Genomic DNA, 24,675 nt, shown 5'->3' on the forward strand with positions numbered 1-24,675 from the left:
CACCGGGGGTGCGGCATAACCACGCAACAACTGTGTGGGATAGAGGTTCCAGAGCGTTTTGGAATATTGCTCAGGCGCTGATCAGTTGATAGGCCACCGAGAACATCATCGCGGCCACCAGCAGGTCCAGCAGGCGCCAGGTGGCCGGGCGTGCCAGCCAGGGTGCCAACCATGCCGCACCCAGCGCCAGGGTTGCGAACCACAGGAACGATGCACTGGCTGCACCGGCTACGTAGGCACCGGGTTCGGTTTGTTGCGCGCCCAGGGAGCCGATCAGCAGGACGGTATCCAGGTAGACATGGGGGTTGAGCAAGGTGACCGCCAAAGCGCTCAGCAGCACAGCGCGCAATGAGCGCGTCTTGAGGGTGTCGCTTTGGTCCAGGCTCTGCTTGGAGCACGCCCTGCGCAGCGCGCATGCGCCATACCAGAGCAAGAACGCTGCGCCGCCCCAGCGTGCCACCGCCAGCAGTATCGGGCTCTGCGCCAGCACGGTGGCCAGCCCGAATACCCCAGCGGCCACTAGCAGTGCGTCGCAGATCACACACAACGCCGCCACGGGTAAGTGGTGTTCGCGGCGCAGGCTCTGCGCGAGTACGAATGCATTTTGGCTGCCGATTGCCATGATCAACCCGAGGGCCACCAGCAAACCGTTCATATAGCTTTGCCACATAGAGGGAGATCCTTGTTGATGCTCAAACGATGCTGGCTATGGTGCGGGTCGGGGCTGTATAAGAAAAACCAATATTGCTGATCGCTCATTAGAGAAACTGATGTTCGACTATAAATTGCTTTCCGCCCTGGCGGCGGTGGTGGAACAAGCCGGCTTTGAGCGCGGTGCCCAGGTGTTGGGGCTGTCGCAATCAGCCATTTCCCAACGCATCAAGCTATTGGAGGCGCGCGTCGGCCAGCCGGTGTTGATACGGGCCTCGCCGCCAACGCCCACCGATATCGGTCGGCGCCTGCTCAACCATGTGCAGCAGGTGCGTTTGCTGGAGCGTGACCTGCAAAGCCAGGTGCCGGCCCTGGACGAGGAGGGCATGCCTGAGCGCCTGCGCATTGCCCTGAATGCCGACAGCCTCGCCACTTGGTGGGCCGAGGCAGTCAGCGACTTCTGCGCCGAACAGCATGTGTTGCTGGACCTGGTGGTCGAAGACCAGACCGTGGGCCTCAAGCGCATGCGCGCCGGTGAAGTGGCGGCCTGCATTTGTGCCAGCGAGCGTCCTGTGGCCGGTGCTCGCAGCCTGTTGCTGGGCGCCATGCGTTATCGGGCGCTGGCCAGCCCGGCCTTTCTGGCGCGGCATTTTCCTGGAGGCGTGCGGGCCGACCAATTGGCGCGCACGCCTGCGCTGGTGTTCGGCCCGGATGATTTCCTGCAGCACCGCTACCTGGCGTCCCTTGGCGTGGACGGTGGTTTCGAACACCATCTATGCCCGTCATCCGAAGGTTTTATCCGCCTGACGGAAGCCGGCTTGGGGTGGGGCCTGGTGCCTGAATTGCAGGTGCGCGACCAGTTGGAAACCGGTGTATTGGTCGAGTTATTGCCAGATAAGCCCATCGATGTGCCGCTGTACTGGCATCATTGGCGCAGTGGCGGGCAACTGTTGGGCTTGTTGACCGACCATCTGGCCGATGTGTGTGGTCATTGGTTGGTGCCGTTGGAGTGATGGCGCGCGTCAAGGCAAGAGCGATGAAAAATGAAAGAACACGGAGTACGACATGAAAATTCTGGTCACCGGCGCAAGCGGCTTCATTGGCGGGCGCTTTGCGCGCTTCGCCCTTGAGCAGGGCCTGGACGTGCGGGTCAACGGGCGGCGCGCCGAGGGTGTGGAACACCTGGTGCGGCGCGGTGCCGAGTTCATCCAGGGTGATTTGAATGATGCCGACCTTGTGCGTGACCTGTGCCGCGATGTCGAAGCCGTGGTGCATTGCGCCGGCGCCGTTGGGCTGTGGGGCAAGTACCAGGACTTCCACCAGAACAACGTATTGGTCACCGAAAACGTCGTCGAAGCCTGCCTGAAACAGCGCGTGGGGCGCCTTGTGCACCTGTCGTCGCCGTCGATCTATTTTGACGGTCGCGATCACCTTGGGCTCACCGAAGAGCAAGTGCCCAAGCGTTTCAAGCATCCCTATGCCGCTACCAAGTACCTGGCCGAGCAGAAGGTGTTCGGCGCCCAGGAGTTCGGCCTGCAAGTGATAGCCCTGCGCCCACGCTTTGTCACCGGGGCCGGCGATATGAGTATCTTCCCGCGCTTGCTGAAAATGCAGCGCAAGAACCGTCTGGCGATCGTCGGCGACGGTTTGAACAAAGTCGACTTCACCAGCGTGCACAACCTCAACGAGGCGCTGCTCAGCAGTTTGCTCGCCACCGGCTCGGCCCTGGGCAAAGCCTACAACATCAGCAATGGCGCACCGGTGCCGATCTGGGATGTGGTGAACTACGTGATGCGGCAGATGGAGCTGCCCCAAGTGACCCGCTATCGATCCTACGGTTTGTCCTACAGCGTGGCGGCGTTGAACGAGGCATTCTGCGCGATGTGGCCGGGGCGGCCGGAACCGGCGTTATCGCGTCTGGGCATGCAAGTGATGAATAAAAACTTCACCCTCGACATCAGTCGCGCCAGGCATTATCTCGACTACGAGCCCAAGGTCAGCCTGTGGGCCGCGCTCGACGAGTTCTGCAGTTGGTGGAAAGCCCAGGACCCGGGCCGCCAATAACCTCATAAGCAGCAACACTTCGGGAACCCCATTCCAGGTTCCGAGTCGATCCATGCGCCGGGAGTGCGGTTTATACTCCTGCCGCTCGGCTTTACAGCCAGCCATCTCATTGATTCAGGGTAGATTCATGCGCAACGATGCTAAAGACGACTTCGACAACGTTCCCAGCCTGCGGGCCGACCTTGGGGATGACGATGATTTCGTGCCGACCCCCGCGACGTCGGTGCGTTCGCGAACGACGCCCGTGGTCAAGGTCAAGAGCGCCAGCACTGGCCCGTTGTGGGCACTGGTCGGTGCGCTGTTGATCGCCTTTGCGGGCCTGGCCTGGTGGAGCTTCCAGCAGATTTCCCTGATGGGCCAGCAGTTGGTTGCCACCCAGGAAAGCTTTGCCCGCATCAGCGAGGAAGCGGCAGGACGGCTACAGGCGATTTCCGGCAAGGTCGTGGCCAGCGAAGCGAATGTGAACAACGGCAGCGAAGCCTTGAAGCTGCAGATCAAGCAACTGGAAGCCCAGTTGCAGGAGCAGGGTAAGCAACAGTTGGGCGTCGCCGGTCAAACCACCGAACTTGACAGCCGCCTGGCCCAGATGAGCGCCAGCAACACCGAGCTGACAGCGGCCAATACCAAGCTGCAAGGCCAGGTGCAGGCCCTCACTGACGCGGTCACCAGCCTCACGGCAGCACAGGCCGAGAGCAAGGGCCTGGCCACCGATGTGGCGGCCTTGAAGAAACAAGGCAACCCAAGCGCGGCCATCGCCCGCCTCGAGCAGGACGTGCTGGTGCTCAAGAGCGCCCAGGAAAACCAACCGGCCAATATCGACGCGCCGACCAACAAGGAATTTGACGTGTTCCGCATCCAGACCACGCGCAATATCACCACCTTGCAGAGCCAGGTGCAGAACTTGAATCAGCGTCTCAATGCGCCTGCTGCGGTCACCCCACTGGGTCAATGATGTAGACCGGACAGGATCGTTCCCACGCTCTGCGTGCGAACGATCTGAATCGTTCTCTGCAGGAGCGAGCTTGCTCGCAAAAAACGTTAACGATCACGCAGGTTTCCTGGAATAAACGCGGCGCTTGTGAGCTTTTCGCGAGCAAGCTCGCTCCTACATTAAGGTGTTGATTGTCACCACTCGGTGACATTTCTTTTCCCCTTCGTTACTTGCCCCTGCCGTGCCCTTGTTTAGACTCCGGTCATCCCAAAAAAACAATAAGGGCCACCCATGACCACCCACCCACTGCCTGCCAGCAGTTGGCTGAATGCACCTGCCCATCACGCTTGGCTCGCCGCGGAAGGCCAGCGCCTGTTGGCGTTCGCCAAGGCATCGCGCCTGCCGGACGGGTTCGGCAACCTCGACGATAAAGGCCAGTTGCCGGCCAATGCTCGCGCCGAAACCATGAACACCGCGCGCATGACCCACAGCTTTGCCATGGCCCATGCCATTGGGTTGCCGGGTTATGCCGAACTGGTGGCGCACGGTGTGGCAGCGCTCAGCGGCCCGCTGCGTGACAGTGAGCACGGTGGCTGGTTCGCCGCGCCCCAGGCGGCTGATGGCAACACCGGCAAGGCCGCCTATCTGCACGCCTTCGTGGCCCTCGCCGCCAGCTCTGCCGTGGTGGCCGGCGCGCCGGGTGCGCGCACATTAATGAACGACGCCGTCCATATCATCGACCAGTTCTTCTGGAGCGAAGAGGAGGGCGTCATGCTTGAATCCTTTGCCCGGGACTGGAGCGGCGTCGAAGCCTATCGTGGCGCCAACAGCAACATGCACGCCACCGAAGCTTTCCTGGCATTGGCCGATGTCAGTGGTGATACACGTTGGCTGGACCGTGCGCTGCGCATCGTCGAACGGGTGATCCACACCCATGCCGCTGGCAATCAATTCATGGTCATCGAACATTTCGATGCGCACTGGAAGCCGTTGCTCGGTTACAACCAAGACAACCCCGCCGATGGCTTTCGCCCCTACGGCATCACCCCCGGCCATGGTTTCGAATGGGCGCGGTTGTTGCTGCACCTTGAAGCTGCGCGCCTCAAGGCCAAGCTAGCCACGCCGGACTGGCTGGTGAGCGACGCCAAAGGCCTGTTTGCCAGTGCCTGCGAGTACGCCTGGGCGGTGGATGGTGCGCCGGGCCTTGTCTACACTCTGGATTGGAACCAGCGCCCGGTGGTACGCGAGCGCCTGCACTGGACCCATGCTGAAGCCAGCGCCGCTGCTCAGGCGCTGCTCAAACGTACCGGCGAGCTGCATTACGAAACCTGGTACCGACGCTTCTGGGAGTTTTGCGAAACCCACTTCATCGACCGGCTCCAGGGCAGTTGGCACCACGAACTCAGCCCGCACAACCAACCCAGCAGTAAAATCTGGGGCGGCAAACCTGACCTGTACCATGCCTGGCAAGCGGTCGTGCTGCCTGCACTGCCCTTGGCACCCAGCCTGGCCAGTGCATTGGGCAGCGGATGCTATGTCACCAGGTGGTGACATTTGTACGTCCCTTTGTTACCTGCGCCCCGAAAATCCATGTTTAAACTCCGTGCAGCGCAAGCTCTAGACTTGCATGCATAACAACAAGAAAAGGTACTCAGATGAACGCGATTAATCGCCTCGCCGTCGCTATTTCCATTGCCTCGTTGTTCCCCCTCAGTGCATTTGCCGCCGACTCCAAAGGTACGGTGGAAGTGGTGCATTGGTGGACCTCCGGCGGTGAAAAAGCGGCTGTGGATGTCCTGAAGGCCCAAGTTGAGAAAGACGGCTTCACCTGGAAAGACGGTGCAGTGGCAGGCGGCGGTGGCGCCACCGCCATGACCGTGCTGAAAAGCCGTGCGGTCGCTGGCAACCCGCCAGGCGTTGCCCAGATCAAAGGCCCCGATATCCAGGAATGGGCCTCTACTGGCCTGCTCGACACCGACGTGCTCAAAGACGTCGCCAAAGAAGAAAAATGGGATTCGCTGCTCGACAAGAAAGTCTCCGACACCGTGAAATACGACGGTGACTACGTGGCCGTGCCGGTGAATATCCATCGCGTGAACTGGCTGTGGATCAACCCGGAAGTCTTCAAGAAAGCCGGCATCACCAAGAACCCAACCACCCTCGAAGAATTCTACGCAGCGGGCGACAAGCTCAAGGCTGCAGGCTTCATTGCGCTCGCCCACGGCGGCCAGCCTTGGCAGGACAGCACCGTGTTCGAAGCGGTGGTGCTTTCGGTAATGGGCGCTGATGGCTACAAGAAAGCGCTGGTCGACCTGGATAACGGCGCATTGACCGGCCCGGAAATGGTCAAGGCCCTCACCGAGCTGAAGAAAGTCGCGACCTACATGGACGTCGACGGCAAGGGCCAGGACTGGAACCTGGAAGCTGGCAAGGTCATCAACGGCAAGGCCGGCATGCAGATCATGGGCGACTGGGCCAAGTCTGAATGGACCGCCGCCAAGAAAGTCGCCGGCAAGGATTATGAGTGCGTTGCTTTCCCGGGCACTGATAAAGCCTTCACCTACAACATCGACTCCCTGGCGGTGTTCAAGCAGAAAGACAAAGGCACTGCTGCGGGTCAGCAGGACATCGCCAAAGTAGTGCTGGGTGAAAACTTCCAGAAGGTGTTCAGCATCAACAAGGGCTCGATCCCTGTGCGTAACGACATGCTGACCAAGATGGAATCCTACGGCTTTGATTCCTGCGCCCAGACCGCCGCCAAGGACTTCCTGGCCGACGCCAAGACTGGCGGCCTGCAGCCAAGCATGGCGCACAACATGGCCACCACCCTGGCGGTGCAAGGTGCGTTCTTTGATGTCGTGACCAACTTCATCAACGACCCGAAAGCCGACCCGGCCGACACGGCCAAGAAGCTTGGCGCGGCGATCAAGTCGGCCAAGTAACACCCTATGTAGGAACCCGGCTTGCTGTGGCGAGGGAGCTTGCTCCCGCTGGGGTGCGAAGCGCCCCCAAAGACAGCGTCTGCTTCGCAGCCGAGCGGGAGCAAGCTCCCTCGCCACAAAAGCGGGTTCCTGCAGGCTGTAGTCCTTTTTCCCTGTACTGGATTTTCCCATGAGTTCTGTTGCTGTGTTCAGCAAGGCCTCGCCATTCGATGTGCTGCAGCGCTGGCTCCCTAAACTGGTGCTGGCGCCGAGCATGTTCATCGTGCTGGTGGGCTTTTATGGCTACATCCTGTGGACGTTCGTGCTGTCGTTCACCACCTCGACCTTCCTGCCCAGCTACAAATGGGCGGGCCTGGCGCAGTATCAGCGGCTGTTCGATAACGACCGCTGGTGGGTGGCGAGCAAGAACCTGGCCGTGTTCGGCGGCATGTTCATCGGCATCACCCTGGTGATCGGTGTGCTGCTGGCGATTTTCCTCGACCAGAAAATCCGCCGCGAAGGCTTTATCCGCACCATTTACCTGTACCCGATGGCGCTCTCCATGATCGTCACCGGTACCGCCTGGAAATGGCTGCTCAACCCGGGCATGGGCCTGGACAAACTCCTGCGGGACTGGGGCTGGGAAGGCTTCCGTCTCGACTGGCTGATCGACCCGGACCGCGTGGTCTACTGCCTGGTGATCGCCGCTGTGTGGCAAGCCTCGGGCTTTATCATGGCGATGTTCCTCGCCGGCCTGCGCGGTGTTGATCAGTCGATCATCCGCGCTGCGCAGATCGATGGCGCAAGCCTGCCGCGTATCTACTGGAGCGTGGTGCTGCCGAGCCTGCGCCCGGTGTTCTTCAGTGCGGTGATGATCCTGGCGCACATTGCGATCAAGAGCTTCGACCTGGTGGCGGCAATGACCGCAGGCGGCCCGGGCTACTCGTCCGACCTGCCGGCTATGTTCATGTACTCGTTCACCTTCAGTCGCGGCCAGATGGGCATGGGTTCGGCCAGTGCGATCCTGATGCTCGGTGCGATCCTCGCGATCATTGTGCCGTACCTGTATTCCGAGCTGAGGACCAAGCGCAATGACTAGTCTCGCCGCCAAACCTGCCATCAGCCTGAGCCGCATCGCGATCTACGCGGTGCTGATCCTGGCGGTTCTGCTGTACCTGGTGCCGTTGGTGGTGATGCTGCTCACCAGCTTCAAGACCCCGGAAGACATCAGCACCGGTAACCTGCTGAGCTGGCCCACCGTGGTCAGCGGTATCGGCTGGGTCAAGGCCTGGGCCACCGTGGATGGCTACTTCTGGAACTCGATCAAGATCACCGTTCCTGCTGTGCTCATCTCTACCGCCATTGGCGCCTTGAACGGCTACGTGCTGTCGTTCTGGCGCTTCCGGGGTTCGCAGCTGTTCTTCGGCCTGCTGCTGTTCGGCTGCTTCCTGCCGTTCCAGACTGTGCTGCTGCCCGCGTCGTTCACCCTCGGCAAGATGGGCCTGGCCAGCACCACCACCGGCCTGGTGTTTATCCACGTGGTCTACGGCCTGGCGTTCACCACGCTATTCTTCCGTAACTACTACGTGAGCATCCCGGATGCGCTGATCAAGGCAGCACGCCTGGACGGAGCGGGTTTTTTCACCATCTTCCGCCGGATCATCCTGCCGATGTCGACGCCGATCATCATGGTCTGCCTGATCTGGCAGTTCACCCAGATCTGGAACGACTTCCTGTTCGGTGTGGTGTTCTCCAGTGGCGACTCCCAGCCCATCACGGTGGCGCTGAACAACCTGGTCAACACCAGTACCGGGGCCAAGGAATATAACGTGGATATGGCGGCGGCGATGATCGCCGGGCTGCCGACCCTGCTGGTCTATGTGATCGCAGGCAAGTATTTCGTGCGCGGCCTCACGGCCGGCGCGGTCAAGGGGTAATCATGGCTACGCTTGAACTTCGCAATGTAAACAAGACCTATGGCGCCGGCCTGCCCGACACCTTGAAGAACATTGAACTGTCGATCAAGGAAGGCGAGTTCCTCATCCTGGTCGGCCCGTCGGGCTGTGGTAAATCCACGCTGATGAACTGCATCGCCGGCCTTGAGACCATCACCGGCGGCGCGATCATGATCGGTGATCAAGACGTGAGCGGCATGAGCCCCAAGGACCGTGACATCGCCATGGTGTTCCAGTCCTACGCGCTGTACCCGACCATGAGCGTGCGCGAGAACATCGAGTTCGGCCTCAAGATCCGCAAGATGCCGCAAGCCGACATCGACGCCGAAGTGGCGCGCGTGGCCAAGTTGCTGCAGATCGAACACCTGCTCAACCGCAAGCCGGGCCAGTTGTCCGGTGGCCAGCAACAGCGCGTGGCCATGGGCCGTGCCCTGGCGCGTAGGCCGAAGATCTACCTGTTCGACGAACCGCTGTCCAACCTCGACGCCAAGCTACGGGTCGAGATGCGTACCGAAATGAAGCTGATGCACCAGCGTCTGAAAACCACCACCGTCTACGTGACCCACGACCAGATCGAAGCGATGACCCTGGGCGACAAAGTGGCGGTGATGAAGGACGGCATCATTCAGCAATTCGGCACCCCGAAGGAAATTTACAACGACCCTGCCAACCTGTTTGTGGCAAGCTTTATCGGTTCACCACCGATGAACTTCGTTCCCATGCGTCTAAAACGCCAGAATGGTGGTCTGGTCGCGCTGCTCGACAGCGGCCAGGCCCGTTGCGAGTTGCCGCTGGGCGTGAATGACGCCGGTTTGGAAGACCGCGATGTGATCCTGGGCCTGCGCCCGGAGCAGATCGTGCTGGCAGCGGGCGAGGGCAACGGCTCGTCGAGCATTCGCGCCGAAGTGCAGGTGACCGAGCCTACCGGCCCGGACACCCTGGTGTTTGTGCAGCTCAATGACACCAAGGTCTGCTGCCGTTTGGCGCCGGACGTGGCACCGCAAGTGGGCGAGACACTAACCTTGCAGTTCGACCCGGCCAAGGTATTGCTGTTTGACGCCAAGACCGGTGAGCGGTTGGGCGCAGTGGCTTCATTGCCGGCACAGGGGCATGCCGACAATGTGACCCAGTTCAAGGGGCGTTGAGCAAGATAAGTGATTGTTTTATTTAAAAAATGTAACCCGCGTTAGATAAAAACAGTTTAATAACAATAAAGACGAGGATGTAGGGATGAAAAAGCAACACAACAACACCCGGCTGATCTGCCAACTGTCAGCGGCAGCAGCCCTTGTATTGTCCGCCAATGCGATGGCGGCCGATGCATTCAGCGCCGATTCCAAGTGGATGACCGGCGATTGGGGCGGCGAGCGTACCAAGCTGATCGAGCAAGGTATCGACATCAAGGCCGACTACGTGGGCGAGATGGGCTACAACGCCCACGGCGGCTACAACGACGACAAGACCGGTCGTTACTCCGACCAGTTCGGTCTGGGCGTGGCGCTGGACCTGCAAAAACTGTGGGGCTGGGATAACACCCAGGCCAAGATCCAGTTGACCAATCGTAATGGCCAGAACATCTCCAATGACCGCATTGGCGACCCGCGTGCCGGCACCTTGAGTTCCTCGCAAGAAGTGTATGGCCGTGGCCACATGGTGCGTCTGACCCAGTTCTGGATTCAGCACCAGATGTTCGACAACAAGCTGGACGTGAAGCTCGGTTACTTCGGTGAAGGCGAAGACTTCAACACCTTCCCTTGCGACTTCCAGAACCTGTCGTTCTGCGGCTCGCAGGTCGGTAACTACGTCAATACCTGGTACAACTGGCCGGTCGCCCAGGCCGCTATCCGCGTGAAATACAACATCACGCCTGAGCTGTATGCGCAAATCGGTGCCTACAACCAGAACCCGTCGCAGTTGGAGCACGGCAACGGCTTCAAACTCAGCGGCAGTGGTACCAAGGGCACCGTGATTCCGGTGGAATTGGTCTGGTCGCCGAAGGTTAATAACCTGCCGGGCGAATACCGTGTGGGTTTCTATAAAAGTGCGGCCGATGCTCCGGATGTACGTGAAGACGTCAACGGTAACGATGCGGTCCTCAGCGGCGCCGACTTCCGTACCCGCAGCAGCAAGAAAGGCTACTGGTTCGTTGCGCAACAGCAACTCACCACCCATAACGGCGACGCTTCCCGTGGCCTGAACATTGCAGCCAACGCGACCTTCCATGACAAGGAAACCAACCTGGTCGACAACTACCAGTCGTTGATGCTCGTGTACAAAGGCCCATTCGACGCGCGTCCAAAAGATGACGTCGGCATTGGCGTCGCTCGCCTGCATGTCAACGATGACGTGAAGAAGAACTCTCAATTGCTCAACGCCGCCAATGGTGTGAGCGACTACGACAATCCGCTGTACACGCCGATTCGTGAGACTGAATACAACGTCGAACTCAACTACGGTTTCCACGTCACCAACTGGCTGACTGTGCGTCCGAACCTGCAGTACGTTGTCCAGCCTGGCGGCGTGGATAAAGTCGACAACGCGCTGGTAGCGGGCCTGAAAATTCAGTCTACGTTCTAACGCTGTTGCGATAAGCTCCTCTCTCTGTGCGCATTTGCGGGTAGCCATGGCTATCCGCTTTTTTTTGCGTGGCACTGTGATATTCGGGACCTGGGCACATGCACGAGCAACCGCTGCAACGCTTTTTCAAATCCCTGCGCGAGCGTCCGGTGTTCGCCTGGGAGCGCTTTCAGATGCGCGATGTGTTGGTGATCGACCACCCCCTGTGCCAGGCGGTGTTCAGTCGCCAGGGCGCGCAATTGCTGCACTTTCAACCTACGGGCCAGAAGCCGTGGCTGTGGTGTGCCGCCAAATGGCCGCAAGTCGGGGCTATCCGTGGTGGCGTACCGGTGTGCTGGCCGTGGTATGGCCGCCACCCCAGCGAAAATGCCTGGCCGTCCCACGGATGGGCCCGCTTGATCGACTGGAAACTGCTCGACAGCAGCACCGATGACGACGGCGTGCGCCTGCTCTGGCAATTGCAACTGTGCGACTGGCAGGTGGACTTGCACGCGCACCTGGGTGACACCCTGGAACTGCGCCTGAGCACCGAGCATCACGACGAGCTGCCGTGCCAGTTGAGTCATGCATTGCACGCTTACTGGCGTATTGGTCACGTCGATGAGGTAGCGCTGTCTGGGCTCGAAGGAGCACAAGGTTACGACCAGCTCAATCGCCAGGTTTGCCAGCAGGAAGGTGAATTGCGGGTCGATGGCGGATGCCAGCGGGTGTTCCAGCATGAGGGCGAATTGCAGCTCAAGGACCACGCCTGGCAGCGTGAACTGTGCATCGACACCGGCGACAGCGCCGACACGGTGGTGTGGCACCCGGGGAGCCGGCCGCTGTTGGGCGTGAGCTTTAACGAAGCGTCGGGGTTTGTGTGCGTAGAGGCGGCGATGGCGGCGGCGAGCCTGGCGCCGGGGGAGAGGGCCCACTTGAGTTTACAGGCCAGGGCAGGGGTTTAGCGGTGTGGCTGATGGCGCTATCGCAGGTACTGCTGGAAGAGCTGCCTGCTAGTTGAATTCATGATCGTTCCCACGCTCCGCGTGGGAATGCAGCCTATGACGCTCCGCGTCACGACGCTAAAGGCAGACGCAGAGCGTCCAGTGAGGCATTCCCACGCGGAGCGTGGGAACGATCAGTTGACACGGATTTAGTTGAATTCATCCCCCACCGGATATCGGCTGTCATTCAAGCTCTCTTTGATCTTGCGCAAATGCGGCTGGAAATCCACTCCGCGACGCAGGGTCATACCCGTTGCCAATACGTCCAATACCGTCAATTGGATAATCCGAGAAGTCATCGGCATGTAGATATCCGTGTCTTCCGGCAACGGGATGTTCAGGCTCACCGTACTGGCCTTGGCCAGCGGCGAGTTTTCGGCGGTCACGCCCAGCACTGACGCACCGTTTTCCCGAGCGATACGCGCCACTTCCACCAGCTCGCGGGTACGGCCGGTGTAGGAAATGATCACGAACAACTCACCGGTGTGCGCCACCGAGGCGATCATGCGTTGCATCAGCACGTCGGCATGGGCGGTCACCGCCAGGTTGAAGCGGAAGAACTTGTGCAACGCGTCCATGGCGACGGGGGCCGAAGCGCCGAGGCCAAAGAAGTGGATTTGCCGCGCCTGGATCAACAAGTCCACGGCCTTGCTGATCAGCGCCGGGTCCAGGGCCTGGCACGCACTGTCCAAAGAGGCAATGGCGCTGCCAAAGATCTTCTGGGTGTAGGCCTCGGGGTTATCATCGGCCTCCACGGCGCGGCTGACATACGCGGCGCCACTGGCCAGGCTTTGCGCCAACTGCAATTTGAGTTCAGGGTAACCGCTGACACCGAATGAACGGCAGAAGCGGTTGACCGTCGGTTCACTGACCGAGGCGGCCTGGGCGAGGGCGGCGATCGAGAAGCGTGTGGCCTGCTGCGGGTTGAGCAGGATCACTTCAGCGACTTTGCGCTCGGCCTTGTTCAATTCTTCGAGGCGGTTCCGGATCTGTTCCAGAAGATTTCGCACGCGGTCCATTCAGTCTTTCCTTCGGGCGACGATGCAAATAAAAAGGCGGTAACCAATCGATGAGTGGCTTTTCGCGGTGGCCTATCCTACTGAGGGTAGCTGAACACCACCACTCGCAATGCGTATTTCGGGAAAATGTTGTGGTTATTACTACATTTTTCCTTGAGTGATGCCTTGAAAAAAGGTATTTGTAGCTTAACTTGATAAAAGAACAAACATCATGCCTTCGATAACCGTGGAACCCTGCACCTTTGCCCTGTTTGGCGCCTTGGGTGATCTGGCGCTGCGCAAGTTATTTCCTGCCCTTTATCAACTCGATGGCGCCGGGTTGCTGCACGACGACACACGCATCCTGGCCCTGGCCCGTGAAGCCGGCTCCGAGCAGCAACACCTGGCCCATATCGAAAAAGAATTGCGTAAATACGTCGGCAAAGAGCTCGACGAAGCCGTGGCCCAGCGTTTCCTCGCACGCCTGGCTTATGTGCATGTCGACTTCATGAAGGCCGACGACTACGTCGCCCTGGCCGAAAAAGCCGGCAGCGAGCAACGCCTGATTGCCTACTTCGCTACCCCGGCGGCGGTATACGGCGCGATCTGCGAAAACCTGTCCAAGGTCGGCCTGGCGGAAAATACCCGCGTAGTGCTGGAAAAACCCATCGGTTCGGACCTGGAGTCGTCGCGCAAGGTCAACGACGCCGTGGCGCAGTTCTTTCCGGAAAACCGCACCTATCGCATCGACCACTACCTGGGCAAAGAGACGGTACAGAACCTGATCGCCCTGCGTTTCGCCAACAGCCTGTTCGAAACCCAGTGGAATCAGAACTACATCTCCCACGTGGAAATCACCGTGGCCGAGCAGGTTGGCATCGAAGGCCGTTGGGGTTACTTCGACAAGGCTGGCCAGCTGCGCGACATGATCCAGAATCACTTGTTGCAACTGCTTTGCCTGATTGCCATGGACCCGCCTGCCGACCTGTCCGCCGACAGCATCCGCGACGAGAAGGTCAAGGTGCTCAAGGCCCTGGCGCCGATCAGCCCCGAGGGCCTGACCACTCAGGTAGTCCGTGGCCAGTACATCGCCGGCTACAGCGCTGGTAAAGCCGTGCCGGGTTACCTGGAAGAAGACAACTCCAATACCCAGAGCGACACCGAGACGTTCGTTGCCCTGCGTGCCGATATCCGTAACTGGCGCTGGGCCGGCGTGCCGTTCTACCTGCGTACCGGCAAGCGTATGCCGCAAAAACTGTCGCAGATCGTCATTCACTTCAAGGAACCGTCCCACTACATCTTCGCCCCGGAGCAGCGCCTGCAAATCAGCAACAAGCTGATCATCCGCCTGCAGCCGGACGAAGGTATTTCCCTGCGTGTGATGACCAAGGAGCAGGGCCTGGACAAAGGCATGCAACTGCGCAGCGGACCACTGCAATTGAATTTTTCCGACACCTATCGCAGCGCACGCATCCCCGATGCCTACGAGCGATTGTTGCTGGAAGTGATGCGCGGCAATCAGAACCTGTTTGTTCGCAAAGATGAAATCGAAGCCGCGTGGAAGTGGTGTGACCAGTTGATCGCCGGGTGGAAAAAATCCGGTGATGCGCCCAAGCCGTATGCGGCGGGGTCCTGGGGGCCGATGAGCTCCATTGCACTGATCACGCGGGATGGGAGGTCGTGGTATGGCGATATCTGAATTGAAACTGCCTCAGGGCGTCACTGCCCATGAGTACCGTACGCCTGCGCTGCTGGCCGATGGCCTGGCCAATGACGTGGCTGAGCAACTGCGCTCGGCCATCAGTGCCCGTGGCGAGGCGACGTTGGTGGTGTCCGGTGGCCGCAGCCCCGTGGCGTTTTTCCAGAACCTGGCCAAGCAGGGCCTGGACTGGTCCAAGGTCACCATCACCCTGGCCGATGAGCGCTGGGTGCCGGTCGAACACGCCGACAGCAATGCTGGCCTGTTGAAGCAACACTTGCTGCAAGGTCCGGCGGCCAAGGCGAAGTTCTTGAGCCTGTACAGCCCCGCTGCCAATCTTGAAGACGCTGCCGAGCAGGCCGATCGCCTGCTGGGCGAGTTGCCAGCCATTGATGTGCTGGTGCTGGGCATGGGCGATGACGGCCACACCGCATCGCTGTTCCCCAACAGCCCTAACCTGAGCGAAGCGCTGAAGGCCGACGGTACCCGCCGTTGCTGGCCGATGCTGGCGCCCACTGTGCCGCACCAGCGCCTGACCATGAGTCGTGCGCTGCTGGCCACGGCCAGCTACACCGTGCTGTCGATTTCCGGCAGTTCGAAATTGACTACCTTGAGCGCCGCCCTGGCCAGCGACGATGTTGCTGCCATGCCGATTCGCGCGTTTTTGCAACCTACTCTAGAGATTTACTGGTGCCCATGAGCCAAGGATCAGCCGCTATGAAAAGCCCTCAACCGACCGTGTCCATGGCGGATAAAGTTGCCTTGATCGACAGCCTCTGCGCCAAGGCGCGGATCCTGCCGGTGATCACCATCGCCCGCGAGCAGGACATCCTGCCGCTGGCCGACGCCCTGGCCGCTGGCGGTTTGACCGCGCTGGAGGTGACCCTGCGTTCCGAGTTCGGCCTCAAGGCCATTCAGGTCTTGCGCGAGCAACGTCCTGAACTGTGCACTGGTGCCGGTACCGTGCTCGATCGTCACATGCTCGAAGCGGCAGAAGTGGCAGGCTCGCAATTTATCGTCACCCCCGGCATCACCCGTGACTTGCTGGAAGCCTCGGTGCACAGCCCGATCCCGCTGCTGCCGGGCATCAGCAATGCCTCCGGCATCATGGAAGGCTACGGCCTGGGTTATCGCCGCTTCAAGCTGTTCCCGGCTGAAGTCAGCGGTGGTGTTGCTGCCATCAAGGCTCTCGGCGGCCCGTTCGGCGAAGTCAAATTCTGCCCGACTGGCGGTGTTGGCCCGGCCAACATCAAGAGCTACATGGCGTTGAAAAACGTGATGTGCGTGGGCGGCAGTTGGATGCTGGATCCGGAGTGGGTCAAGAACGGCGACTGGGCGCGTATCCAGGAAGTCACTGCCCAGGCGCTGGCGCTGCTGGACTGAACTGATTTATCGAATCGTTGTTGCTGTGCTTAACGGCATTTTTGCGGCGCACTTGGTCGGTGTGCCGCTTTTTTTTGCCTGTAAAAAAACCTCAAGCACATCGCCGCTCTGAAGGTGGGGGCTGGCTTGCCTGCGATAGCCATTTATCAGTTAGCCCATCTTTGGCTGATACACCGTTATCGCAGGCAAGCCAGCTCCCACAGTTTTAAACGGTGTTTAGTTTGGTGATCGCATGGACTAGCGCATTGATGTCCGCCGCCGACGTCACCAGCCCCGGCGTCACCCGGATACAGGTGCCAAACGCTGCCCCCGTGCGCGTAGTGGTGAACAGGCCGTGCTCCTTGAGCAACCTGTCCGCCATCGCCTGCTGATTACGCCCGATGAACTTGAAGGCTGTGATCCCGCAATACAGTCGCGGGTCATCCGAGGTCAGCACTTCAATTCCCGGCAACGGCCGTACCTGGTTTACCCACAGGTTGCGCAGGTAATTGACGCGTGCGCCCTTGGCCGCCGCGCCACCCAACTGTCGATGCTCTTCAAATACCAGGGGCAATGTCATCAGCGCCGGAAAGTTCGGCGTGCTGTAGGACGTACGCGCTCGCACATCGGTGGCTGGGTAGTGAAACTCGCCCATATCCGGGTCGATATCGGCCAGGCGCTCTGGTGCGATATACAAAAAGCCCAGGGTCAGCGGCGCGCCGATCCATTTGTGCAGGTTGAAGCCTGCGAACTGAATGCCCAGTTCGGCCAGGTTGAAGTCGATCTGGCCCAAGGCGTGCGCGCCGTCGAGGATCACGTCGATTGCACGTTCGCGCGCGGCCTTGGCAATGTCCGCAACCGGCATGACCAGGCCCGTACGGTGGGTCACATGGGTCAAGGCCATTAATTTCAGACGCGGGTACTGCACAAACGCATCGTGATAAGTCTGCACCAGGCTGTCGAAACTGGCCGGGTGGGTGTGGGCCACCTCTATCACTTCCACGCCGCGAATCGCTGTCAGCCAGCGCATGGCGCCTTTGACCGTGTCGTACTCCAGGTCGCTGATCAGCACCTGGTCGCCCGGTTGCAGGCGGTTGTAGTTACGGATCAGCGACTGCAAGGCTTCGGTGGCGTTACGGGTGAAAGCGACCGATTCGGGGTCGACATCAATCAACCCGGCCAACTGGCGGCGTATCTCGTTGTTTTCGCCCTGCTCAAAACGCTGGCGCACATGCACAGAGTTGCTGCGGTTGATAAAGCTGATGTGCTCAAGGTACTGGGCCTGCACCGCCCGGCTCATGCGCCCGAAGTAGCCGTTTTCCAGGTTGATCGGACCGGGCTCGTATTCATAGCGTTGGGCGATGGCCTGCCAGTGCGGGTCGTTATCGGCATTCCTTGGCATGGTGAGTCTCTTAGTGGCGGGGGGCGGGTCTGCCATGTTTGGCGCGCAGTGGTTCAAGCAATTCGGACAGGCCGTTGTGGTCGATTTCCTGCATCAAGGCCAGCAAACCGCCCAGTTCCCCGTGGGGGAAACCTTCACGGGCGAACCAATTCAGGTAGGGCCCAGGCAGGTCGGCAATGATCCGGCCTTTGTATTTGCCAAAGGGCATTTGGCGGGTGATCAGCAGTTCGAGTTTTTCGGGATTCATGAGCGTCGTAGGGTTGAGGCCAGGCTTTCGAAAATACAGGCATTCTGCATGAAGGCCAAATGACAGATCATGCAAATAACCAACATACAGATGGTTCAATAATTCGTAAGTTATTGAAAATAAACATAAAAATAATTTTTATAAACCTGGCACGGGCGCTGCAATAACCAAGGCAACCTTCTAACCCGTACAAGGAATTGAAAAATGACTGATATCAACAAAGAATCGATCTCCGTACTGAACGACCTGATCGAGACCAGCATCGACGGCCAAAAGGGTTTCAAGGAATGCGCTGAAGACATCAAGCATCCGGAACTCAAGGCATTGTTTGCCAAGCGTGCTGTTGATTGCGGTACCGCTGCCGAAGAACTGAAAACTGCTGTGCGTGCCCTGGGCGGCGATCCAGAGAAGTCCGGTAGTGTTGCCGGCGCCCTGCACCGTGGCTGGGTCGACGTGAAGTCGATGGTCACCGGCAAGGACGAAGAGGCCGTATTGAACGAAGCCGAGCGCGGTGAAGACCACGCACTGAAGGCTTACAAGGAAGCGATCGAGAAGATCAACAAGCACAACCTGGTGGGCATTCGTGACTTGGTTGAGCGTCAGTACCACGGTGTACAGCGCAACCACGACCAGGTAAAAGCCCTGCGTAACCAGGCTCGCGCTCAGTCGTAAGACCTGAGGTAAGACCTACGCTGGACCTAGTGTGGGAGCGGGCTTGCTCGCGAAAGCGGTGGATCAGTCACTGTTGTATTGGCTGATACACCGCATTCGCGGGCGAGCCCGCTCACATTTTTTTATGCAAAGGCTGGAATGTAGATCAGCCGATGCTGATTGGCGGCAGCTCGGTCAGGGTCACGACTTGCTGTTTGCGCGGCGCCAGAATCTCCGCCTCGCCATCGACTACCAACTCATCACGCTGGTTGAACACCCGAGTGGCAATGCGCACGCGAAACTTCGGCAGTTTCTCGAGGATTTCCAAGCGCACGGTCAAGGTGTCGCCGATCTTCACCGGTTTCTGGAAGGTCATTTGCTGGCCGATATAGATCGTGCCCGGCCCAGGCAGCTCGCAGGCCACTGCCGCGCTGATCAGCGCGCCGCTGAACATGCCGTGGGCAATCCGCTCCTTGAACATGGTCGCCTTGGCGTATTCAGCGTCCAGGTGCACAGGGTTGTGGTCACCCGACATGGCGGCGAACAGCTGGATATCGCGCTCTTCGACGGTTTTGCTGAAGCTGGCAGTCTGGCCCACTTCAAGCGCTTCGTACGGGGTGTTGGTTACCTGGGTCATCTCAACGTGCATCCTGTGGCTTAACGGTAATTAATCGGCTGATTTTAAAGCAAAAACTATTCGCAGCGGGTGGGCCTGCGCAACGCCAGCGCCTGGTCGAGCCAGGTCAGCAGGTCGGCGGTGACTTCATCACGGTTGGTTTCGTTGAATACTTCATGGCGCGCCTGCGGGTAAAGCGTCAATTGCACGTCTTGGCAACCGGCCTCACGCAGGGCGTGGGCCAGGTGCTTGAGACGCTTGCCTTCACTCACCGGATCACGATCGCCGCCCATCACCAGGATCGGCAGGCCGGGATCAATCTGCGCCAGGTTGGAGACTTTGCTGATCTGCTGCAAGCCGCCCAACAGGTCGATCCACAGTTGATTGGTGCAACGAAAGCCACAGAGTGGGTCGTTGATGTAGTTGTCCACTTCAACCGGGTCGCGGCTGAGCCAGTCAAACGCGGTGCGATTGGGTTTGAAGGCTTTGTTGAATGAGCCGAACGACAAGAAGTCGATCAACGCACTGCGCCCTCGCATGCCTTGGCGTGCACGTTCGATGCGCGCAATGATTTGCGCTGCACGGTAGAGGGCCACCGGCTGGAAATTCGAGCCGCTGAGTATTGCGCCATGCAAGCTGGCGCTGTGATGCAGCAAGTATGCCTGGGAGATATAGCTGCCCATGCTGTGGCCCAGCAAGATGATCGGCAGCCCGGGATGCTGTTGGCCGATGTGCTGATTAAGGCTGGCCAGATCGCCCACGACTTTGTTCCAGCCATCCGTTTCAGCATATAGCCCAACGGTGCCGGCCTCGGCGGTACGGCCATGCCCACGCTGGTCCAGCGCATATACGCCATACCCTGCGCCACACAACGCTTGCGCCAGGCGCGCATAGCGACCGCCGTGCTCGGCCATGCCATGGGAAATCATCACCACGGCCCTGGGCGGGCCGTCGGGCATCCATTGGTTGACGTACAGACGGGTGTGGTCGTTCGCGGTCAGCCAGAAGGTGCTGTGGTTCATGGCGGCTTCCTTTGCTCAGGGTGGTTGCATTGTATAGCTCATCCGGCGTGGGGCGGGGTATCTGCCTACGCCTTAGGTACAAGATTCATACAATCAATGACACAGTTCAGCGTCTTGCCTGTTTGGCCATAGCTGCTAACTTCCCCAAAGCTCCGCTTCTTATTGCTGCACATCTGCATGGCAGCGGCCGGACACACTCAGGTAAAGAGGACAAGAATAATGCAACCTGATTTCTGGAATGACAAACGCGCGGCGGGAGTCCCCAATGCCATCGACCTCAGCACCTACACGTCGGTGATCGAGGTCTTCGAGCGTTCCTGCAAGACCTTTGCCGACCGTCCGGCATTCAGCAGCATGGGCATTACCCTCACCTACGCCGAGCTTGAGCGCCAGAGTGCGGCGTTTGCCGGTTACCTGCAGCAGCACACCGACCTCAAGCCCGGCGAGCGCATCGCGGTGCAGCTGCCCAACGTGCTGCATTACCCGGTTGCGGTGTTCGGCGCACTGCGCGCCGGGCTGATCGTGGTCAACACCAACCCGCTTTATACGCCGCGCGAGATGCGCCATCAGTTCAAGGATGCCGGTGTGCGGGCGCTGGTCTACCTCAACCTGTTCGGTTCACGTGTGCAGGAGGTGTGCACCGACACGGAGATCGACTACCTGATAGAAGCCAGGATGGGCGATTTCATGCCCGCCGCCAAAGGCTGGCTGGTCAACACCGTGGTCGACAAGGTGAAGAAGATGGTCCCGGCCTATCACCTGCCGCGGGCGGTTTCGTTCAAGCGCGCCCTGCGCATGGGCGCGGGCCTTGGGGTGACGCGCCATCCGGTGACCCTGGACGACGTCGCCGTGCTGCAATACACCGGCGGCACCACTGGGCTGGCCAAGGGCGCGATGCTCACTCACGGCAACCTGGTGGCGAACATGCAGCAAGTGCGGGCGTGCATGTCGCAACTGGGCGACGACGGCCATCCGCTGATCAAGGAAGGGCAGGAGGTGATGATTGCACCGCTGCCGCTGTACCACATCTATGCATTCACGGCCAATTGCATGTGCATGATGGTCTCCGGTAATCACAACGTGCTGATCACCAACCCACGGGACATCGGCGGGTTTATCAAGGAGCTCAAACAGTGGCAGTTCTCCGGCCTGTTGGGGCTCAACACACTGTTTGTGGCGCTGATGGACCACCCGGATTTCAAGACCCTGGATTTCTCCCACCTGAAGATTACCAACTCCGGCGGCACCGCCCTGGTCAAGGCCACGGCGGAACGCTGGAAAGCGGTGACCGGCTGCGCCATCGGCGAAGGCTACGGCCTCACCGAAACCTCGCCAGTGGCCAGTACCAACCCCTACGGCGGCCTGTCACGCCTGGGTACCGTGGGCATCCCGGTGCCGGGTACGGCGATGAAGGTCGTGGATGACCTGGGGCAAGAACTGCCGTTGGGCGAGCGCGGCGAACTGTGCATCCAGGGCCCACAAGTGATGAAGGGCTACTGGCAGCAACCGGCCGCCACCGCCGAAACCCTGGACGCCGATGGCTGGTTGAAGACCGGTGACATTGCGGTGATCGACACCGATGGCTACATCAGTATTGTGGATCGCAAGAAGGATTTGATCATCGTCTCGGGTTTCAACGTGTACCCCAACGAAATCGAAGACGTGATCATGGCCCACCCGGCCGTGGCCAACTGCGCCGTGATCGGCGTACCGGACGAGCGCACGGGGGAGGCGGTGAAGCTGTTCGTGGTGGCACGGGCCCAGGGGGTGAGCCTCGAGGAACTGAAGGCGTACTGCAAGGCCAACTTCACGGGGTACAAGGTGCCCAAGCATATTGTGTTGAGAGAGTCGTTGCCGATGACGCCGGTGGGGAAAATTCTGCGCCGGGAGCTGCGCGACATCGCTTGAATTGAAATAGGGTACAAAAATGTGGGAGCTGGTTTGCCCGCGATAGCAGTGTTTCAGTCGCCTGTTGAATTGACTGATCCATCGCTATCGCAGGCAAGTCAGCTCCCACACTGTATTTTTCGCCCGTGAGAGCCTGTTCTAGAGCCATTTCTGGAGTTATAGAATTTTTGCTCTAAAAGTGACCATTGGATGTTCTTGAGTCATGTTTATGACTGTAGGGGCCTCTTTTGGCTCTAGGCGGCCCTTGGCAAAGCTGCTACTCTCGGCGCGCTTTGTGACTTCTAGGCCTGCTTGAAAGCGCCAGACTCACCTAAAAACATACACCAATAATAATCGCATCAAATGCGATGATGAATTCGCGTCGCTGAGGAGTGGGCTTCCATGAATGAAGACTTTTGGAAGGATAAGTACCCCGCCGGGATTGCTGCACAGATCAATCCAGACGAGTATCCGAATATTCAGGCGGTACTGAAGCAGTCCTGCCAGCGCTTCGCCAACAAACCGGCTTTCAGCAACCTGGGCAAGACAATCACCTACGGTGAACTGTACGAATTGTCCGGCGCATTCGCCGCGTATCTGCAACAGCATACCGATTTGAAGCCTGGCGATCGAATCGCCGTGCAACTGCCCAACGTTCTGCAATACCCCGTCGCTGTATTCGGTGCGATCCGCGCCGGCCTGATCGTGGTCAACACCAACCCGCTGTATACCGCGCGGGAGATGGAACACCAATTCAATGATTCGGGGGCCAAGGCCCTGGTTTGCCTGGCCAACATGGCGCACCTGGCTGAAAAAGTCGTGCCCAAGACCGCCGTCAAGCACGTGATCGTCACCGAAGTTGCCGACCTGCTCTCGCCGTTCAAGCGCGTGCTGATCAACAGCGTGATCAAATACGTAAAGAAAATGGTCCCGGCCTATCATCTGCCCCAGGCCATCAAGTTCAACGACGTACTCGCCAAGGGCCATGGCCAGCCGGTCAACGATGCCAGCCCGGCCAGCGGCGATGTGGCCGTGTTGCAATACACCGGCGGTACCACCGGCGTGGCCAAGGGCGCGATGCTGACCCACCGCAACCTCGTCGCCAACATGCTGCAATGCAAGGCGCTGATGGGCTCCAACCTCAATGAAGGCTGCGAGATCCTGATCACGCCGCTACCGCTCTACCACATCTATGCCTTCACCTTTCATTGCATGGCGATGATGCTGATCGGCAACCACAACATCCTGATCAGCAACCCGCGCGACCTGCCGGCGATGGTCAAGGAACTGTCGAAGTGGAAGTTCAGCGGCTTCGTCGGCCTCAACACCCTGTTCGTGGCACTGTGCAACAACGAAGGTTTCCGCAAGCTGGACTTCTCTGCGCTGAAGGTCACCCTATCGGGCGGCATGGCGTTGCAGCTGGCGGCGGCGGAGCGTTGGAAGGCCGTGACCGGCTGCGCGATCTGCGAAGGCTACGGCATGACCGAAACCAGCCCGGTGGCCACGGTCAACCCGATCCAGCACATCCAGATCGGCACCATCGGCATTCCGGTGCCTTCCACCGCGTGTAAAGTCATCGCCGACGACGGTACCGAGCTTGCACTGGGCGAAACTGGCGAGTTGTGCGTGAAAGGTCCGCAAGTGATGAAGGGCTACTGGCAGCGCCAGGAAGCTACCGACGAGATGCTTGACAGCGAGGGTTGGCTGAAGACCGGCGACATCGCGATCATCCAGCCAGACGGCTACATGCGTATCGTCGACCGCAAGAAGGACATGATTCTGGTCTCCGGCTTCAACGTCTACCCCAACGAGCTGGAAGACGTGCTGGCGGGCCTGCCGGGTGTGCTGCAGTGTGCGGCTATCGGCGTACCGGATGAAAAATCCGGCGAGCACATCAAGTTGTTCATCGTGGTCAAGCCAGGGGCTACCCTGACCAAGGACCAGGTGATGGAGCACATGCGCGCCAACGTCACCGGCTACAAAGTGCCCAAGGCCGTGGAGTTCCGTGATGCGCTGCCGACCACCAACGTGGGCAAGATCCTGCGGCGTGAATTGCGTGATGAAGAACTGAAGAAACTCGGTCTTAAAAAGTAACCCATAAAAAACCCCGCCGATGCGGGGTTTTTTATGAGGGCGCTGGCGAAACACTTACCCCCGTGGGAGCTGGCTTGCCTGCGATAGCGCTACAGCAGCCATTGCTGTATCGCCTGACTCACTGCCATCGCGGGCAAGCCCGCTCCCACAGGGTTACCGGGCTTACAACGCGAACTGCGCGAAGCTCACACCCGCACCGGCGGGGCGTACGTCCTTCAAGAACGAGTCCTTATCCGCGCTTAGCTCCAGGGTAATCTCCGGCTTGCGCTTGCCCGCATTGCGTACCACCAGCCCTTCGAGTTTTTCACGCAGGAACACGGTCGGCACCTTCAGGTGCAGCAACTGGTCGGTGTCGGCGTTGTGCATCAACAAGTGGATCCACTCGTACTGGCCCACGGCAATACGCCCCACCGGCAGGTCGAACCACCAGATGTTGCGTTTGCGGTCCAGGTCGGTGAAGTGGCAGTTGTTGACGCCGAGTACGGCACCGCCCAGTTCCTGGTTTCTGCGGGCAATGGCCTGTGCTTTATTGAGTTTCATAACCTTCCTACGGGATCTGTTATTCAGCGTTGCAGCCTGAATGTGCCGGGCATTCTCGTGGGTTGGCTGCAAAAC

Annotated in this window: 23 protein-coding genes; 16 read left to right on the plus strand and 7 right to left on the minus strand. The window is 59.6% G+C overall.

What is annotated here, in order from left to right; translation table 11 throughout:
• Positions 1-70: 70 nt before the first annotated feature.
• Positions 71-670 (minus strand): LysE/ArgO family amino acid transporter, encoded by a 600-nt coding sequence (locus BT204_RS23625; RefSeq protein ID WP_034128530.1) that lies wholly within the window; start codon positions 668-670, stop codon positions 71-73.
• Positions 671-770: 100 nt separating this feature from the next.
• Here BT204_RS23625 and BT204_RS23630 point away from each other — a divergent pair, with 100 nt between their 5' ends.
• The 10 genes from BT204_RS23630 to BT204_RS23680 all read left to right on the plus strand — a co-directional run bounded on the left by BT204_RS23630 (position 771) and on the right by BT204_RS23680 (position 12,043).
• On the plus strand, positions 771-1,664 hold the full coding sequence (locus BT204_RS23630; protein WP_054896698.1) for a LysR family transcriptional regulator ArgP: 894 nt from the start codon (positions 771-773) through the stop codon (positions 1,662-1,664).
• Between the two features lie 52 nt (positions 1,665-1,716).
• The gene (locus BT204_RS23635; protein WP_034128528.1) at positions 1,717-2,715 is read left to right on the plus strand and encodes an NAD-dependent epimerase/dehydratase family protein; all 999 of its coding nucleotides are present in this window, start codon (positions 1,717-1,719) and stop codon (positions 2,713-2,715) included.
• A gap of 127 nt (positions 2,716-2,842) precedes the next feature.
• Positions 2,843-3,667: a hypothetical protein gene (locus BT204_RS23640; RefSeq protein WP_054896699.1), complete on the plus strand. Its 825-nt coding sequence runs from the start codon at positions 2,843-2,845 to the stop codon at positions 3,665-3,667.
• A 270-nt stretch (positions 3,668-3,937) separates the two neighbouring features.
• Entirely contained in the window at positions 3,938-5,197 is a 1,260-nt protein-coding gene (locus BT204_RS23645) for a D-mannose isomerase (protein ID WP_054918228.1), read from the plus strand.
• A gap of 104 nt (positions 5,198-5,301) precedes the next feature.
• Positions 5,302-6,588 (plus strand): ABC transporter substrate-binding protein, encoded by a 1,287-nt coding sequence (locus BT204_RS23650; protein ID WP_003193767.1) that lies wholly within the window; start codon positions 5,302-5,304, stop codon positions 6,586-6,588.
• Positions 6,589-6,757: 169 nt separating this feature from the next.
• The gene (locus BT204_RS23660) at positions 6,758-7,666 is read left to right on the plus strand and encodes a carbohydrate ABC transporter permease (protein ID WP_003193765.1); all 909 of its coding nucleotides are present in this window, start codon (positions 6,758-6,760) and stop codon (positions 7,664-7,666) included.
• Positions 7,659-8,504 carry a carbohydrate ABC transporter permease gene (locus tag BT204_RS23665; protein WP_003193763.1) on the plus strand — a complete coding sequence of 282 codons (846 nt, stop codon included), beginning with the start codon at positions 7,659-7,661 and terminating at the stop codon, positions 8,502-8,504. The genes BT204_RS23660 and BT204_RS23665 overlap by 8 nt, the downstream gene beginning before the upstream one ends.
• 2 nt (positions 8,505-8,506) lie before the next feature.
• Positions 8,507-9,667 carry an ABC transporter ATP-binding protein gene (gene ugpC / locus BT204_RS23670; RefSeq protein WP_054918234.1) on the plus strand — a complete coding sequence of 387 codons (1,161 nt, stop codon included), beginning with the start codon at positions 8,507-8,509 and terminating at the stop codon, positions 9,665-9,667.
• An 85-nt stretch (positions 9,668-9,752) separates the two neighbouring features.
• Complete coding sequence (locus BT204_RS23675) at positions 9,753-11,099, plus strand: carbohydrate porin (protein ID WP_054918236.1); 1,347 nt, start codon at positions 9,753-9,755, stop codon at positions 11,097-11,099.
• 98 nt (positions 11,100-11,197) lie between these two features.
• Positions 11,198-12,043, plus strand: a complete 846-nt coding sequence (locus BT204_RS23680) for a D-hexose-6-phosphate mutarotase (RefSeq protein ID WP_054918237.1) — start codon at positions 11,198-11,200, stop codon at positions 12,041-12,043.
• Positions 12,044-12,231: 188 nt separating this feature from the next.
• On the opposite strand, the gene BT204_RS23685 is transcribed toward BT204_RS23680, so the two are convergent.
• On the minus strand, positions 12,232-13,092 hold the full coding sequence (locus tag BT204_RS23685; protein ID WP_169856377.1) for a MurR/RpiR family transcriptional regulator: 861 nt from the start codon (positions 13,090-13,092) through the stop codon (positions 12,232-12,234).
• 220 nt (positions 13,093-13,312) lie between these two features.
• Here BT204_RS23685 and zwf point away from each other — a divergent pair, with 220 nt between their 5' ends.
• From zwf to BT204_RS23700, 3 genes are read left to right on the plus strand one after another with little or no spacing between them, the layout of a single operon-like run.
• Positions 13,313-14,779 carry a glucose-6-phosphate dehydrogenase gene (gene zwf / locus BT204_RS23690; RefSeq protein WP_034128521.1) on the plus strand — a complete coding sequence of 489 codons (1,467 nt, stop codon included), beginning with the start codon at positions 13,313-13,315 and terminating at the stop codon, positions 14,777-14,779.
• Positions 14,766-15,479, plus strand: a complete 714-nt coding sequence (gene pgl / locus BT204_RS23695) for a 6-phosphogluconolactonase (protein WP_034128520.1) — start codon at positions 14,766-14,768, stop codon at positions 15,477-15,479. Before zwf ends, pgl begins: the two co-directional genes overlap by 14 nt.
• A gap of 17 nt (positions 15,480-15,496) precedes the next feature.
• Positions 15,497-16,162 carry a bifunctional 4-hydroxy-2-oxoglutarate aldolase/2-dehydro-3-deoxy-phosphogluconate aldolase gene (locus tag BT204_RS23700; protein WP_026067364.1) on the plus strand — a complete coding sequence of 222 codons (666 nt, stop codon included), beginning with the start codon at positions 15,497-15,499 and terminating at the stop codon, positions 16,160-16,162.
• Between the two features lie 205 nt (positions 16,163-16,367).
• Here BT204_RS23700 and BT204_RS23705 read toward each other — a convergent pair whose 3' ends face one another.
• Together BT204_RS23705 and BT204_RS23710 are read right to left on the minus strand one after the other, a co-directional pair.
• A complete protein-coding gene (locus BT204_RS23705; protein ID WP_072448469.1) occupies positions 16,368-17,543 on the minus strand; it encodes an aminotransferase class V-fold PLP-dependent enzyme in 1,176 nt (391 codons plus the stop codon).
• 10 nt (positions 17,544-17,553) lie between these two features.
• Positions 17,554-17,790, minus strand: coding sequence for a DUF3820 family protein (locus BT204_RS23710; RefSeq protein WP_003193750.1), 237 nt, complete (start codon positions 17,788-17,790; stop codon positions 17,554-17,556).
• 204 nt (positions 17,791-17,994) lie between these two features.
• On the opposite strand from BT204_RS23710, the gene BT204_RS23715 reads away from it, so the two are divergent.
• Positions 17,995-18,462 (plus strand): ferritin-like domain-containing protein, encoded by a 468-nt coding sequence (locus BT204_RS23715; RefSeq protein ID WP_034128518.1) that lies wholly within the window; start codon positions 17,995-17,997, stop codon positions 18,460-18,462.
• A gap of 145 nt (positions 18,463-18,607) precedes the next feature.
• On the opposite strand, the gene BT204_RS23720 is transcribed toward BT204_RS23715, so the two are convergent.
• Positions 18,608-19,078: a MaoC family dehydratase gene (locus BT204_RS23720; RefSeq protein ID WP_003193747.1), complete on the minus strand. Its 471-nt coding sequence runs from the start codon at positions 19,076-19,078 to the stop codon at positions 18,608-18,610.
• Positions 19,079-19,134: 56 nt separating this feature from the next.
• Positions 19,135-20,079 (minus strand): alpha/beta hydrolase, encoded by a 945-nt coding sequence (locus tag BT204_RS23725; protein WP_054918239.1) that lies wholly within the window; start codon positions 20,077-20,079, stop codon positions 19,135-19,137.
• 219 nt (positions 20,080-20,298) lie between these two features.
• Here BT204_RS23725 and fadD2 point away from each other — a divergent pair, with 219 nt between their 5' ends.
• Together fadD2 and fadD1 are read left to right on the plus strand one after the other, a co-directional pair.
• Positions 20,299-21,987, plus strand: coding sequence for a long-chain-fatty-acid--CoA ligase FadD2 (gene fadD2 / locus BT204_RS23730; protein ID WP_034128516.1), 1,689 nt, complete (start codon positions 20,299-20,301; stop codon positions 21,985-21,987).
• 381 nt (positions 21,988-22,368) lie between these two features.
• Complete coding sequence (gene fadD1 / locus BT204_RS23735) at positions 22,369-24,060, plus strand: long-chain-fatty-acid--CoA ligase FadD1 (RefSeq protein WP_034128515.1); 1,692 nt, start codon at positions 22,369-22,371, stop codon at positions 24,058-24,060.
• Between the two features lie 162 nt (positions 24,061-24,222).
• Here fadD1 and BT204_RS23740 read toward each other — a convergent pair whose 3' ends face one another.
• Positions 24,223-24,600 (minus strand): hypothetical protein, encoded by a 378-nt coding sequence (locus BT204_RS23740; protein WP_003193739.1) that lies wholly within the window; start codon positions 24,598-24,600, stop codon positions 24,223-24,225.
• Between the last annotated feature and the right edge of the window lie 75 nt (positions 24,601-24,675).

This window comes from Pseudomonas sp. NFPP02, from assembly GCF_900119355.1.
In the GTDB taxonomy this organism is placed as follows: Bacteria; Pseudomonadota; Gammaproteobacteria; order Pseudomonadales; family Pseudomonadaceae; genus Aquipseudomonas; species Aquipseudomonas paracarnis.